The sequence below is a fragment of the Paraburkholderia sp. A1RI_3L genome, from assembly GCF_048957895.1.
GTDB lineage: Bacteria > Pseudomonadota > Gammaproteobacteria > Burkholderiales > Burkholderiaceae > Paraburkholderia > Paraburkholderia kururiensis.
Window position 1 is genome coordinate 41,735 of record NZ_JARCHA010000020.1, and the last position, 14,142, is coordinate 55,876.

General features: G+C 66.6%; 11 protein-coding genes. 6 read left to right on the forward strand and 5 right to left on the reverse strand.

What is annotated here, in order from left to right; genetic code table 11:
* The first annotated feature begins 21 nt into the window (after positions 1-21).
* The 4 genes from PXJ20_RS30570 (at position 22) to PXJ20_RS30585 (ending at position 5,587) form a co-directional block, all read left to right on the forward strand.
* On the forward strand, positions 22-1,296 hold the full coding sequence (locus tag PXJ20_RS30570) for a branched-chain amino acid ABC transporter permease (RefSeq protein WP_421030634.1): 1,275 nt from the start codon (positions 22-24) through the stop codon (positions 1,294-1,296).
* Positions 1,293-2,042 carry an ABC transporter ATP-binding protein gene (locus tag PXJ20_RS30575; RefSeq protein ID WP_421030635.1) on the forward strand — a complete coding sequence of 250 codons (750 nt, stop codon included), beginning with the start codon at positions 1,293-1,295 and terminating at the stop codon, positions 2,040-2,042. The genes PXJ20_RS30570 and PXJ20_RS30575 overlap by 4 nt, the downstream gene beginning before the upstream one ends.
* Positions 2,042-2,776, forward strand: a complete 735-nt coding sequence (locus tag PXJ20_RS30580) for an ABC transporter ATP-binding protein (RefSeq protein ID WP_421030636.1) — start codon at positions 2,042-2,044, stop codon at positions 2,774-2,776. The genes PXJ20_RS30575 and PXJ20_RS30580 overlap by 1 nt, the downstream gene beginning before the upstream one ends.
* Positions 2,777-3,226: 450 nt before the next feature.
* Positions 3,227-5,587, forward strand: a complete 2,361-nt coding sequence (locus PXJ20_RS30585) for a hypothetical protein (RefSeq protein WP_421030637.1) — start codon at positions 3,227-3,229, stop codon at positions 5,585-5,587.
* 135 nt (positions 5,588-5,722) lie between these two features.
* Here PXJ20_RS30585 and PXJ20_RS30590 read toward each other — a convergent pair whose 3' ends face one another.
* Positions 5,723-6,982: an MFS transporter gene (locus PXJ20_RS30590; protein ID WP_421030638.1), complete on the reverse strand. Its 1,260-nt coding sequence runs from the start codon at positions 6,980-6,982 to the stop codon at positions 5,723-5,725.
* A 274-nt stretch (positions 6,983-7,256) separates the two neighbouring features.
* On the opposite strand from PXJ20_RS30590, the gene PXJ20_RS30595 reads away from it, so the two are divergent.
* Both PXJ20_RS30595 and PXJ20_RS30600 read left to right on the forward strand, forming a co-directional pair.
* Complete coding sequence (locus PXJ20_RS30595; RefSeq protein ID WP_421030639.1) at positions 7,257-8,486, forward strand: acyltransferase family protein; 1,230 nt, start codon at positions 7,257-7,259, stop codon at positions 8,484-8,486.
* A 321-nt stretch (positions 8,487-8,807) separates the two neighbouring features.
* Complete coding sequence (locus PXJ20_RS30600) at positions 8,808-10,487, forward strand: methyl-accepting chemotaxis protein (protein WP_421030640.1); 1,680 nt, start codon at positions 8,808-8,810, stop codon at positions 10,485-10,487.
* 80 nt (positions 10,488-10,567) lie between these two features.
* Here the strand turns inward: PXJ20_RS30600 and PXJ20_RS30605 are convergent, their stop codons facing one another.
* From PXJ20_RS30605 to iolE, 4 genes are all read right to left on the reverse strand, one after another.
* On the reverse strand, positions 10,568-11,899 hold the full coding sequence (locus PXJ20_RS30605) for a type II toxin-antitoxin system HipA family toxin (protein WP_421030641.1): 1,332 nt from the start codon (positions 11,897-11,899) through the stop codon (positions 10,568-10,570).
* A complete protein-coding gene (locus PXJ20_RS30610) occupies positions 11,896-12,219 on the reverse strand; it encodes a helix-turn-helix domain-containing protein (protein WP_421030642.1) in 324 nt (107 codons plus the stop codon). The genes PXJ20_RS30605 and PXJ20_RS30610 overlap by 4 nt, the downstream gene beginning before the upstream one ends.
* A 196-nt stretch (positions 12,220-12,415) precedes the next feature.
* Positions 12,416-13,225, reverse strand: coding sequence for a 5-deoxy-glucuronate isomerase (gene iolB, locus PXJ20_RS30615; RefSeq protein ID WP_421030643.1), 810 nt, complete (start codon positions 13,223-13,225; stop codon positions 12,416-12,418).
* Entirely contained in the window at positions 13,222-14,136 is a 915-nt protein-coding gene (iolE, locus tag PXJ20_RS30620; protein WP_421030644.1) for a myo-inosose-2 dehydratase, read from the reverse strand. Before iolE ends, iolB begins: the two co-directional genes overlap by 4 nt.
* Positions 14,137-14,142 lie beyond the last annotated feature (6 nt).

Below are 14,142 nucleotides of genomic sequence, written 5' to 3' on the forward strand. Positions count from 1 at the left end.
CGTGCGGCGCCCTGGTGCGCGTTGATCGCGTTGCTCGCCGGGCCGCCGTTCGTGTCGGCGCTGTTGTCGCCGTCACACCTCGTGCCAGCGGGCTGGCTGCTTTCGTATCTCGCGCAGACGGCCACGCTGATCGTGCTCGCGCTCTCGTACAACCTGCTGCTCGGCGAGACCGGGCTGCTCTCGTTCGGCCATGCCGCCTGCTCGGGGCTCGGCGCGCTGACAGCCGCGCACGTGTTCAACCGGTTCGGCATCGCGTTGCCGCTGCTGCCCGCAGTGGGTGGCGTGGGCGGCGCATTGGTGGGCGTGCTGTTCGGCGCCGTGGCCACGCGCCGCGCGGGCACGGCGTTCGCCATGATCACGCTCGGGCTCGGCGAACTCGTTGCGGCGGCGGCCTGGACTTTGCCTCACTGGTTCGGCGGCGAAGCAGGCGTCACTATCGACCGTACCAGCGGCCCGGCGTGGGGCGGCTGGACCTTCGGCCCGGCGCATCAGGCGTACGCGTTGATCGCTGTGTGGTGCGTGCTGGCCAGCGCGGCGATGTTCGTGCTCTCGCGCACGCCGCTCGTGCGGCTCGCCAACGCCGTGCGCGACAACCCGGTGCGTGCCGCCGCGATCGGTTGTGCACCGGCGCGCATCCGTTACGCGATGATCGTGCTCTCGTCGTCCTTCGCGGGCGTGGCGGGCACGCTCGCGCTCGTGAACGTGGAACTCGTGTCGCCCGAGAGCGTCGGCATGCTGCCCTCGGCCGCCGTGCTGATCGCAACGGTCACGGGCGGCCCGGCGTGGTTCTTCGGACCGGCGGTCGGTGCTGTCGCGCTGGTGTTTTTCAGCGTCGCGGTGGCGAGCGTCACGCGCGCGTGGCTGCTCTACGTAGGGCTGTTCTTCGTGGTCGTGATGGTGGCGTCGCCGGGCGGCCTCGCGGGTTTCGTCGAGCGGCAGCGGCGCCTCGTGGCGCAATACGGATGGCGGCGTTGCGCGCGCCTCTACGCGTGGAGCACGGGCGGCGCGAGCGCGTGGGGCGTGGCACTGGTGCTCGCGGTGCAGTGGGCGTACGCCGCGCGTTTCGGCGAGATCTCCGGTGGCAGCGCCGATGCTGCGCTGCCGTTCGTCGGCGCTGTGCCGCACGATGCGGCGGGCGCGTCGCGGCTCGCGGTTTGTCTCGCGGCGCTCGCGATGGCAGGCGGCGTGTGTGCGTGGCGCGCCGCACGTGCGTGGTCGAAGCTCACGGCGGGTCACGACAGCGACCTGGCAGGCCCAGGCACCCGCGCAGACCCGCGCACCGGAGACGAATCATGACCGCGGCGCTCGTCCTGCGTGGCCTCGAGAAGCGCTTCGGCGATGTCGAGGTGCTGCGCGGCGTCGATCTCGTCGTGCAAGCCGGCGAGCGCCACGCACTGATTGGCCCGAACGGCGCGGGCAAGTCGACGCTCTTCAACGTGATCACGGGCGCCGCGCGAGCGAACGCAGGCCGTATCGAGTTAAACGGCGTGGACATCACGAGACTCACGCCCGAGCGCGTGAATCATCTTGGCCTTGCCCGCAGTTTCCAGACCACGAGCGTGTTCGGGCGGCTCTCCGTGTACGACAACCTGCGTTGTGCCGTGCTCGCCGCGCGGCGCGGCGGCGTGTGCTGGTGGCATCGATGGGCAGGCTCCGCAGTCATCGACACACGCGCCGACGACGTGCTTCACGCCATCGGCCTTGCCGCACAGCGCGACGTGAGCGCCGCGCGACTGGGCTACGCGCAGCAGCGCGCGCTCGATCTCGGCCTCGCGCTCGCAAGCGACGCCCACACGCTGTTGCTCGACGAGCCGACGGCCGGCATGAACCGCGCCGAAGCCGCGCACGCCATCGATATGATCCGCGCGACGACGGCCGGCAAGACACTGCTCATGATCGAGCACGACATGGACGCGGTGTTCGGACTCGCGGATCGCATCTCGGTGCTCGTGCAGGGCAGGGTTATCGCGACGGGCACGCCCGCAGAGATTCGCGCGCACGCGGCGGTGCGCGCCGCGTACCTGGGCGAGGCGTTCGCGTGATGGGCGCGCTGCTCGAGATTCGCGGACTGCATGCGTGGTACGGCGCAAGCCAGGTGCTGCATGGCGTCGATCTGCGTGTGGATGCAGGCGAAGTACTCGCGCTCGCGGGACGCAACGGCTCGGGTCGCTCGACCCTCGCGAAAGCCGTGATAGGGATGGTGCGCACGCAAGGGCACGTGCGGTTCGCAGGTCAGATGCTCGCGGGACGGCGTACGTTCGAGATCGCGCGGCTCGGCATCGGTTACGTGCCCGAGCACCGCGACGTGTTTCCCACGCTCACGGTGCGCGAAAACCTCGCGCTCGGTTTCGCGCCGCGTGGCGCTTTGCGGCGCGTGTCGCGTTTATCACGCGCCCCGCGCTTCACGCTAGACGATGCCTACGCGCTCTTTCCGATTTTGCGCGAGCGTGCCACGGCGCGTGCAGGCGTGCTCTCGGGCGGCGAGCAGCAGATGCTCGCGCTGGCTCGCGCACTGCTTGGCGATCCTGATCTTCTGATCGTCGATGAACCCACCGAAGGGCTGGCGGCCCAGATGAGCGCACTCGTAGGCGATTGCCTGCGCACGTTGCGCGAACGCGGCGTCGCGGTGCTGCTGATCGAACAGCGGCTCGTGCTCGCGCGCCGGCTTGCGGACCGCGTTGCGGTGATGGGACACGGCGCCATCGTGTTCGACGGATCGCTCGACGCGTTCGCCAAACGCGACGACGTGGTGCGCGATTGGCTCGGCGTGGGCTGAGCGAGCGCGCGGCGAGCGTACGCGCCTGGTACTCGCCTGGTGTGCGCCTGGTCTTTGCCTGGTACACAGCGACATTGCAGCGCAACACAAAAACCCCGCCATTTATCGATTCGAACGCTCAAAACAGGCGTTTGAATGTCACCCACGCTTCTCGCGAAAGGCCCCTGCGGACGCGGCTTCACGGCGCTTCTGCGGCCGTCGCCGTCCGCGCCCGCGTTTGGTGACTCTCCTCGACGAATCTTGTCGGCAGCGCGGCGACAAAAAAAGACAATCGCTTGCAAAGACCCCGTTCCGGCACATCGCACAGATCGCGCAGATGACGGTACCGGACAACGAGGGCAAGCAGGACGACGGCGCCGCGCATTCCACGAAGCGGGTATGAGGCGGGTATGAAGCGGGTATGACCCGATACGAAGCCGCTGCGCCGTTCCCAGGGAGGAGGCGAACACCATGCAAGACACAACCGGTTCGGCCGCTGTTCAGCACGAAGCGTGCGCGAAAGCGCAGTCCGGACAAACTCAACCACGCCGCCAGCGCGCATTGCGCGGCACACGCGCTTTCACGTCCGTGGCGGCGTGTGCTGCTGCGCTGCTCGCCATTACGACGCTGCTCGCTATCACGACATTCCTCGCCGGGTGCGCCGATGCGGGTTCGGCCGAGCATCCAAAGCTCGAAGTGGCAAAGGCGCGCGAGCTAGGCGAGGATCAGCGGGTTCTCGCGCGCGTGCCGTCGGTCGGGCCCCTGGCACTGCAACGCACGCGCGCACTTACGCTGCGCGACTCGGGCATCGACGGCTCGCTGATGTTCGCGCGCGACGTGGACTTTCGCGTCACAGGCGACATCGGCTTCATGATCCACGACATGAGCGCCACGCTCACGCCGGTCAAGCGCGGGGAACCCGTCGTGTTCGACGACCCGACGAGCGTCGTGATCAGCGTCCATCGCGGCGACGTCACGCTCAATGCGGACCGCCTCACCGGGATCTTCAACCGCTATCTGTTCCAGTACCAGGGCTCGCCCTTGCGCAACATGCGCGTAGTGCCGCAGCAGGGCACGCTGCGCATCACGGGGCAGATGCGGCGCGACGGCTGGGTGCCGATCGCGCTCACGGGCACGCTCGCCATGCGCAATGCGGACGAACTCGTGTTCCATGCCCAGCACGTCGAGGTGGCGGGCGCGAGTGCCGATCATCTGATGCAGGCCGCCCACGTGAGGATGGCCGATCTGCTCAAGGTTCAGACGCCGATTGCACGCCTCGAAGGCGACGATGTCGTGATGCAGGTCGCGAAGCTCACGCCGCCGCCCGCGCTGCGCATGACCATCACGCAGATCGACGTGACGCCCGAGGGCGTGCGCTTCACGCTCGACGACCATACGCTGAACAACATCGTGTGGCCCGAGTCGATGCCGGCGCGCGGCCTGCGTATCGTGGGTGGCGACGTGAAGTTCATGCGCTCGATGCCGATGAACATCGACATGGCTATCGAGCCCGTGAACCGCGCTGCGCCGTTCGTGCTGGACCTGTACCACTATCGCGAGCAACTCGCCGCGGGCTGGCTCACGTTTAGCGAGGCGGGCGCGTTGAACGTGCGGCTCGCATCGTGGCCGGTCACGAGCGTGGCCGCGCAGGCAACGCAGTCTGCGTCGATACAGACGGGCAGCGCCGCCGCGGGCTACAACGACAGCTTCATCCGCATGCAGCAGGCGTCGCTCGCCGAAGCACGCGCGCAATGGCGCTTCGTGCCGGCATCGTTGCGGGACGCGAATACGCCGATGGCGTCGGCGGCATCGGGCGTGTCTACCGTATCCATGTCTTCGGACGCCGTGCCCGCGACTACACCGGCATCGCCGCCCACGGCGCAATCGGTGCAATCGGCACAATCGGCGGACGACGAACGCCGCTCGTCGGGGCCGGCGCCGTTCATCCATGCGCAGAACGTCGACTTCTACGTGACGGGGCGCATCGGCTTTCACGTGCGCTCGCTCGACGCGCAACTCGTGGCGAAGCAGCCCGGCCAGCCCGTGAATCTGGACGACCCGACGCAATACGAGATTCGCATTCTGGGCGGCGAAGTGGTGGAGCCGTGGTCCGCGATGTCGGCGCTCTTCAACGACTATCTGCTCGACTACACGCCGCGCTCGCTCAACGACCTCGTGCTCGTGCCGGAAGGCAACGCGTTACGCGTGACGGGCGGCATCAAGCTCTGGAATCACTTTCCAGGCGTGTGGCTGCCCACGACGATGAGCGGCACGATTCGCGTGCTCGACGAGCGTCATCTCGCTTACGCGCCGCAGAGCGTGACGGTGCTCGGCGTGCCGCAGGCGGGCTTGCTGCGCGCGCTCGACATCCCGCTTTCGTCGCTCACGCCGTTCGCGCGCAAGGGCGTGGCGCTGCGCGGCAACGAACTCGTATTCGATCAGTACACCGTGTTTCCGCCGCCGGTGTTGCGCGGCCATCTGGAGAGCGCGACGGTGACGCAGGCGGGCCTCGTGCTCAAGTTTCGCGCCGAGCCGCATGCGCCCGCGATCCACGCGCCGGCGTCGGCGGGGGCGAGCTACGTCTGGATAGAAGCGGGGGACGTGAAGATGTTCGATTCGCTCGTGGTGAACGGACGCACGCTGATTCACGATTCGCGCGCGAGCGGCCCGCTGCATTTCGACATGTACGCGTACCGGCGCGACGTGGCGAAGGGCACCGTGAAAATGGCGCTGGACGGCAGCCTCGACGTCGACCTCAATCCGCGCGGTGCGGCACAGATGGCCGTACAACGGTCGACGACGCCATCGGCCTCGCTCGCTTCGGACAAGTGAGGCAGGTCAGGAGGCGAATGAAGCAGGCTTGAAGCGGGCTTGAACCAGGCTTGAACCCGCCGAAGCCGCGCTGAACCCGCCGCGCGTGATGGTGGTGCGGCCCAGCACACCGCGCGCGGCGCCATTCATCATTCATTACGCCGCAGCCTTCTTCGCCTCCACGTTGGGCAGGAACACCGTCAGCACGCCGAGCAGCGGCAGGAACGAACACACCTTGTAGACGTAGGCGATGCTCGTGGCGTCCGCGAGCTGGCCGAGCACGGCGGCGCCGATGCCGCCCAGCCCGAATGCGAAGCCGAAGAAGAGGCCGGCCACCATCCCCACCTTGCCGGGGATGAGTTCCTGCGCGTAGACGAGAATCGCCGAGAACGCCGAGGCGAGCACCACGCCGATCACGACCGTGAGCACGCCGGTCCAGAACAGGTTCGCGTAGGGCAGCAGCAGCGTGAACGGCGCCACGCCGAGTATCGATACCCAGATCACATATTTGCGCCCGATGCGATCGCCGACCGGCCCGCCGATGATCGTGCCCGCCGCCACGGCCGCGAGAAACACGAACAGATGCACCTGCGCGGCCTGCACGGGCAGATGGAAGCGGTCGATCAGATAGAACGTGAAGTAGCTGTTGATGCTCGCAAGGTAGAAGTACTTCGAGAACACGAGCAGCACCAGCACGCCCATTGCTGCCGCCACCCGTGCGCGCGAGAGCGTGGCGTGGGGCCGTTCGGCACGCGTCTTCTTCGTGGCCGGATGCTGGCGGTACCAGCGGCCGATCTGCGTGAGCACGGCAATCGCGACGAGCGCCGCCACCGAAAACCACGCGATGCTGCGCTGCCCATGTGGAATCACGACGGCCGCCGCGAGCAGCGGTCCGAGCGACGTGCCCGCATTCCCGCCCACCTGAAACAGCGACTGCGCGAGCCCGTGCCGTCCGCCCGAAGCCATACGTGCCACGCGCGACGACTCGGGGTGAAACACCGAGGAGCCGCAGCCCACGAGCGCTGCGGCCATGAGCAGCACGCCGAAATTCGGCGCCACCGACATCAGCAGCAGCCCGCTCAGCGTGAAGCCCATGCCGACGGGCAGCGACCATGGCTGCGGACGCCGGTCGGTATAGATGCCGACGAGCGGCTGCAGCATCGACGCCGTGATCTGATAGGTCAGCGTGATCAGGCCGATCTGCGTGAACGAGAGTGCGAAATTCGCCTTCAGCATCGGATAGATCGCGAGAATCAACGACTGGATCATGTCGTTGAGCAAATGCGAAAAGCTGATTGCGCCCAGCACGGAATAAACCGTGCGTTGGGCTTTCGCCGGCAGCGAGGCTTCTGTGGGTGAAGCCGTGGAAGCGATGGCGCCTGCCGCGGCGGCGTGTTTATCGAAACTCGTATCCATTTTTTATGGGCGGAAATGTCCACGCATCGCGGCGTCCGGTCGCCCAACACGGGCGAAACGGATGTGGCGCCAAATTGCATGGGAATAAATAGATTTATTCGACTTGTTTTGACGCAGTGTAATGTGTCCTGCCCGCATTGTGCGGACAACCTTTGTCGCGATCAGGACATGAGTTGCGTGCTGCTTCGTCTCCTCGGCGCATGCGAATTTATTTCCGATTTTTTTCATGGCACGCAAGCGTAGGCTTTTCGCACTTTCCTGAAAGGGGCCTGTCATGGACGGACATTCGGCTGTGAGGTCGGCGGGTGCGCATGGCGAGGGCAGTGCACGCGCGGCGGCGTCCGGTAAATCGCTCAAGATCGACGCCATCCGTTTTCTCGCGGCCACGTGGGTCATGCTTTACCACTTCGGTCCGCCGCCTTTCAAAGAGATTTTCAAGGCCGTGCTTCCGCCTGCATTCGCGCCTGCATTCGCGCCGGTGGGCGGCGCGCTGTGGTCGGGCTCGGTCGTGCTGTTCGCCGGGCCCGCCGCCGTGATCGTGTTCTTCGTGATCTCGGGCTACTGCATCCACCACGCCTGGCATCGCGACGCGGTGCTCAAGCCCGTCAACTACTTTGCCTCGCGTTACGTGCGCATCGGTTTGCCGCTCGCGGTGGCCGTGCTCGTCTGCCAGCCGCTGCCGGGGGCGGGCAATCTGCTGCAGTCGGTGCTGTGGTCGCTCTATTGCGAAATCGTCTACTACACGCTCTATCCGCTGCTGCGCAGCTATTTCCGCTACGCGGGGGAGATGATCGTCGGCATCGCGCTCGCCGGAGCCGCGATGGTGTGGTACGTCCATACGCACACGCACATCGTGTGCGAGCACTGCGTCTACGAAACCTATGGCGTGGCCGGCACGTCGTTCCTGTATCTGCCTGGCTGGCTGCTGGGCTGCCTCGTCGCCGAGATCCAACAGATGGGCGCTGCGGGCGAACGAGGGGGGGCGTCCCTGGGTTCGTCCATGCGTTCACCCATGTCGGCCTTTACCGCGAGGTTCGCCGCTACGCTGCGCGCCGTCGCGCAGGCACTTTCGACGCAACTCGTCGCCACGCGCATCGCCGTGGTGGCCGCCGCGTCGCTGACCTTCGTGCTGGCGTCCACGTCGCGCATCAAGCCCGCGTTCCTGCCGTTTATCGGGCCGGACATCACGCTGCCCATCTTCCAGCTCGTTGCGACCGCATGGATTGCCGCCGAACTGGCACGGCCCTCGCGTAGTCGCTTCTGGAATCGCGTGGGCGCGCTGGGTGCGTGGTCTTACAGCCTCTATCTCTGCCACAAGCTCGCGCAGGCGATTCTCGGCGTCACGGGCAGTCCGCCCGGCGCCGTGGCCGCATGGTTCGCGACGGTGGTGATCGCGCTCGCCGTGAGCTACGCGTTCTACCTCGCGGTGGAGCGGCCCTCGCACCGGCTTGCGCATCGGCTGCGCAAGTTTGCCCAGCGTGTGCCTACGCGGCCCGCGGTCTGATTGGCCGACGTGTGCGTGACAAGCACGTGAAAACCCCCGGAAAACAAGTATCCGGAGTCGTCAGGCAACTACGGCCCGCTACGTCGCATCCGCGCGACGAATCTGTGTGGCGAATGCGAACCCGGACCCGCTGCGCGTTTTTGGCCGTGTATAAAGCCGCACGGACGTGCGCCCACGAAGCGCGCGTCACGACGGGTTCGGGTTGACACGGACGGCGCAGTGCTAAAGAAAAGGATGCCGCTGCCGTAGACCCGGAGGATAAGCGCGCATGCGGGTGCGATCCGGCCCGCAGCGCGCGGCCAAAGTAGCGGGGAAGACACTATGAAAGCAGTTTCGGGGAGCAGCGGGACCATCGGATTCGTACCATGGCACGAAGCGGCGGCACCCAGGTCGGGGCAGCCTGCGGGCACGGCCGGATCACATCGCCTCGCGCGGCTTTCGGTGAAGGCGACGCTGCGTCTCGCCTTTGCCCTCCTGTTGATCGGCACGTTCGCCATCGGCATATTCGCGCTCACGCAGATCAGCCGCCTCAACGCATCGGCGCAATCCATCTACGACCAGGGCCACGTGGCGAGCCGCGCGGCGGAAGAAGTGCGCGGCTACATGCTGCGCGCAAGCCGCGCCCAGAAGATGCTGCTTACCGCGACCACCGCGAAGGAGCGCGACGAACTGGGCGCCGACATCGAAAGCGGTCTGGCCGCGCTCAACACCCAGCTCGCCACGCTGAAGCAATATTCCGATGCATCGCCTGACGCCAACGACGCCCAGCTGGAGCGCAAGTTCTCCGCGGCGGTGACCACGTGGAGCGGACACCTGCATGACTTCGTGACGCTCGTGAAGGCGCAGCCGCTCGACCTCTCGCAGATGAACTGGCAAGTGGGCACGCAGGACGTGTCGCTCCTCGTGGAAACGGGCAAGCTCGAAAAGCTCGTCGACGAACTCGTCGCGCAGCGCGGCACGGCGGCGAAGGCCACCATCAAGGCATCCGCGTTCATTTTCCATTCGTCGTTCGTGATGATCGCGGCGATGACCGTTGGGCTGATCGTGCTCGCGTTCCTCGTGAGCGAGTGGGTGGTGCGGCGGCTCGCGCGTCAGCTGGGCGGCGAGCCGGCCTACGCGAAAGAGATCGCGGCGCGCATTGCGGCGGGCGAACTCGGTTATCCCGTGAAGGTGGAGCGGCGCGATTCGTCGAGCGTGCTGTTCGCGTTGCGCGACATGCAGAAGGGCCTCGCCTCCACGGTGAGCGAGATCGCGGCGAGCGCCGAGGCGATTGCCGCGGCGTCGAGCGAAATCTCGATGGGCAACCTGGATCTCTCGCAACGCACGGAGCAACAGGCTACGGCGCTGGAGCGCACGGCGACCAGCATGGAACAGCTCACCTCCACGGTGCGCCAGAACGCCGACAACGCGAAGCAGGCCAGCACGCTGGCGGCCAACGCGTCGGAGATCGCGGAGAAGGGCGGCGAAGTGGTGGGCCGCGTGGTCGCGACGATGGGCGAGATCAACGACAGCGCGAAGAGCATTGCCGACATCATCGGCGTGATCGAAGGCATCGCGTTCCAGACCAACATTCTGGCGCTCAACGCGGCGGTTGAAGCGGCGCGTGCGGGCGAGGAAGGACGCGGCTTTTCGGTGGTGGCGGGCGAAGTGCGCAACCTCGCGCAGCGCAGCGCGGCCGCGGCGAAGGAAATCAAGACGCTCATCAGCGCATCCGTGGATCGCGTGAGCAACGGCTCGGCGCTCGCGCAGGACGCGGGCCAGACCATGGACGAGGTCGTGAGAGCGGTCAAGCGCGTGACCGACATCATGGGCGAAATCTCCGCGGCCTCCGCGGAGCAGAGCGCCGGCATCGAGGAAGTGAACCACGCGGTCACGCAGATGGACGCGGGCACGCAGCAGAACGCGGCGCTCGTGGAAGAGGCCACGGCGGCGGCCCAGTCGCTCGACGATCAGGCGAAGTCGCTCAAGCGGATGGTGGGCAAGTTCCAGCTGGCGGGCTGAGGGCTGGATCGGGCGGCCGGTCCGGCATCGAGCGGCTGATCGCGGATTGATTGCGGCCCCGTCGCGGACCTGTCGCGGATTTATCGCGATTTGTAGCTGAAAGGACCGTCGGCGTTGGCATAAGGATTCGCTTCCTTGCGTCGTGCCGTCGTGTCGGGCCCGGACATGCCCATCTGTGCGCGCAGCGGCGCCGGGGTGGTCTTGCCCGGCTTCGCGTTGGGCAAGATGTCCTCGAGCCCGGCGGCCCACGTGTCCAGCATGCCCTTCGCCACCTCGCGAAACGCGGGGTGGTTCTTCGCATAGGCCTCCACCCTGGGGGCCACCTTGTGCACGGCGCCCGTGATCCGCTCGCGCGCTTCGTCCATGTCGGCCCTGCTGAGCCCCAGCCTGGCGCCGCCGTACGTGGCGAGCATGCTGCCCGAGGCCCACACCCGTTTGCCCTGCAACGTGAGCGCAGGCAGCTGCGTGGCGTACCTCGGGTAGACGGTGCCGCTCAGCACGTCGTAGACGGGCGCAAGCCGAACGTCGTCGAGATTCGTGTAGACGAGCGCGAAATTCTTCAGGTGCGCATCCGCGTTGTGAATCGCGTAGTTCAGCAGGATCAGCGTGTAGAGGCGCCGGGCGTTGTCCTTGAGCGCAGCGCGCGGCACGTAGGTGTGCGTCAGCTTGGCGAGGTCCTCCAGCGACCCCTTGTACTTGTTGACGGCGTCGTTGGGTTTGAGGGCGCAGTAGTCCTCCACCGCCAGCATCCCGCCATCCGCGTTGCGGTCGAAGCGGCGCACGGCGAGCACCTGCCCATCGTCGGACAGGCGCGCCTCGGGCACCTCGAGACCCGCTTCGCGCGCCACGTCGAGGCACAGGTATTCGTTGATGGCGAGTCCCGGCAGGTCTTCGAATCCCGTCTTCAGGATGAACTCGTCGGTCCAGACCGTGGCCTTGCTGTCGAGGTGGTCGGGCCGAACGAGCGCCTTCGGCATGACCCCGGAGACGCCTTCCGCAACTCCGCCTTCGAGCAACTGCAAGAGGTTGTCGCGCGAGTCGGCCGACGCCAGCAGCGCCGCCATATCCGCCTTGCTGGCCGCCTGTTCCGGCGTGGCGCCGCGCGGAACCAGCCGGACGCGCCCGATCGTGTTCGCGCCGGTGAGCGCCAGCAGACCGAAATCGCTGACGTCGGCGTGCGGGCCGAGACGGCGGATCATCAGGTTCTTCTGGAAGCCTTCCGGCAAATTCATCTGGAAGAAGGGATGCAGCGTCTTCCAGCCGTACGACGCCGCACGCACGGGCATGAGCAGCGAGACGAGGCTTGCCGGCGGAACATCGGGCAGGTAGGTGAAGACGTACTGGCCGACCTCTTCGGTGAGCGTGCCCACGTGCCGGCTGTTCACATACACGTCGAGGGTCGCGCCGCTCACGGTTTGCCCTCCGTGGCTTTCGGGGGCCGCGCGGCGCGGGCACGCACGCGCTGGCGGGGCGGCGCATCGTAGGTCTCGGCCGTCTCCATCAGCACGTCGTCGAGCGTGCGCTGATGGCCTGGCGGGCGGGCGATCAGTTCCAGTCCCACCGCGTCGAAGAGGCTCAGCAACTTGACGGCGCCAATTTCGGGCAGCGTTCCCGTCTCGAACATGCTGATGCGGCCGCGCGCCACGCCGCTCAGGTCGGCCACCTGTTGTTGCGTGAGGTTGGCGGCCATGCGCGCATGGCGGAAGGCTTCACCCAATTCAGCGAGGTTCATGTTCTGTATTCGGTACGTTAACGCGGAAATGCGAGTTAACGCATCGTATACGGAACATTACGTGGGTGCAAGTATTGTCCTGTATAGAGAGCATTAGGCGGAAAAAACCGCTTAATGTCATTTCAGCGAGACATTAAGCGGCGTTGCCGCCGCTTCCCTGGTCCTCATCCGGGCGTCGGGCAGGCTTCTCGCGCGTTCAGCCGCCGCGCGCATCCCGCTCGATGATCCACTCGTGCGCGGGATCGTTCTTGAAGTGCCACACGCGCTGCGGGCCCGCCATCACGTTGAGGTAGTACGAGTCGTAGCCGTAGGGCACCACCACCGGGTGATAGCCGCGCGGCACCATTACGACGTCGTGATCCTCCACCGCCATGGATTCGTCGATGTCGCGCGAATCCGTGTACACGCGCTGGAAGGCGAAGCCTTGCGGCGGATTCAGGCGGTGGTAGTAAGTCTCTTCGAGCGAGCTTTCCACCGGGATGTCATCCGTGTCGTGCTTGTGCGGCGGGTAGCTGGACGCATGGCCCGAGGGCGTGCGCACTTCCACCACGAGCAGCGATTCGGCCGGCTCGGTTTGCGGGAGGATGTCGCAGACGTAACGCGTGTTGAGCCCCTTGCCGCGCGTCGAGCGTTTCATCTGCGCGGGCTCGATGAGCCGCGCCGGCAAGGTGCCCTTCGCGGGCGCGCTCGCCACGCCGATCTCGGCATTGCGCACGCCGCGCACCACGGCGCGCACGTTGGGCGGCAGGTACACGGCATAGGGCGACTTGTCCTCGAACACGCTGTCGCGCGAACCCAGGTTCAGCCACTTCGTGTCGCCGGCCTCGATGTCCACCACACCGCAGAGCACCACGAGGCAGCTTTCCCGCGCGCTTTCGAACACGTGCACCACGTCGTTTTCGCCGAGCCGGTAGGCGGCGAAACCCACGTAGCGCCAGTCCGCCGATTCGGGTGTGACGCGCGCGATTGTCTGGCCTTCGCGCTCGGCCTTCACCAGCAGGGTCATGCGGCCTCCTTCGTTGCATCGAGCGGCGCGTCCACGAGCGTGCGCAGCGTGCGATAGCCTTTCTCCGCATAGGCGTACGAGGGCGCCACCACGGGATCCTGTTCCGCTTCCACCACGAGCCAGCCGCGATAACCGTGGCGCTTGAGCCGATCGATCACGCTCGCGAAATCGACGGCACCGTCGCCGGGCACCGTGAAAGCGCCGGCCAGCACGGCGTCGAGGAAGCTCCAGTTGCGGTTGCGCGCAAGTTTGACGACAGTGGGACGCACGTCCTTGCAGTGCACGTGACAGACGCGGTCGATGTATTTGTCCAGCACGGCAATGGGGTCGCCGCCCGCGAACGTGATGTGCCCCGTGTCGAACAGCAGGCCCACGGCGTCGCTCGTGCGCGCCATGAGGTTGTCGACGTCGGCGGGCGTTTCAACGTAAGCGCCCATGTGATGGTGATAAGCGACGCGCACGCCGTGCGAGAGCGTATAGCGCGCGAAGGCGTCGAGACGTTCCGCGTAGGCGTCCCACTGCGCCGCCGAGAAAAAGCGTGGCCGCTGATAGAGCGGCTTCGGCGCGCCCTGGATGGTGTCGGCCACTTCGCCGTACACCATTGCCGTGGCGCCGTTCTTCGCGAGCAGGTCCAGGTGCGGGCCCACCGCGGCGATTTCCTCTTCCACGCTGCGCCGCGCAAGCTGCCCCGAATACCAGCCCGAGACGAGCGCGAGGTCGTACTGCGCGAGCAGCGTCTTCAATGCCTGCGGTTCGCGCGGAAACTTGTTGCCGAGTTCGAACCCTTCGTAGCCGATGCGCCGCCCTTCGGTGAGGGCGACGTCGAGCGGCGTTTCGCCGCCGAGCGAGGGCAGGTCGTCGTTCATCCACGAGAGCGGATTGATGCCGATGCGCACTTCAAACGAATTCATGGAGCG

Bases quoted from the DNA above. Each gene is read 5' to 3' on its own strand.
- iolE (WP_421030644.1), bottom strand. From the start codon at position 14,136: ATGAATTCGTTTGAAGTGCGCATCGGCATCAATCCGCTCTCGTGGATG.
- PXJ20_RS30590 (WP_421030638.1), bottom strand. From the start codon at position 6,982: ATGGATACGAGTTTCGATAAACACGCCGCCGCGGCAGGCGCCATCGCT.
- PXJ20_RS30575 (WP_421030635.1), top strand. From the start codon at position 1,293: ATGACCGCGGCGCTCGTCCTGCGTGGCCTCGAGAAGCGCTTCGGCGAT.
- PXJ20_RS30600 (WP_421030640.1), top strand. From the start codon at position 8,808: ATGAAAGCAGTTTCGGGGAGCAGCGGGACCATCGGATTCGTACCATGG.
- PXJ20_RS30595 (WP_421030639.1), top strand. From the start codon at position 7,257: ATGGACGGACATTCGGCTGTGAGGTCGGCGGGTGCGCATGGCGAGGGC.
- iolB (WP_421030643.1), bottom strand. From the start codon at position 13,225: ATGACCCTGCTGGTGAAGGCCGAGCGCGAAGGCCAGACAATCGCGCGC.
- PXJ20_RS30585 (WP_421030637.1), top strand. From the start codon at position 3,227: ATGCAAGACACAACCGGTTCGGCCGCTGTTCAGCACGAAGCGTGCGCG.
- PXJ20_RS30580 (WP_421030636.1), top strand. From the start codon at position 2,042: ATGGGCGCGCTGCTCGAGATTCGCGGACTGCATGCGTGGTACGGCGCA.
- PXJ20_RS30610 (WP_421030642.1), bottom strand. From the start codon at position 12,219: ATGAACCTCGCTGAATTGGGTGAAGCCTTCCGCCATGCGCGCATGGCC.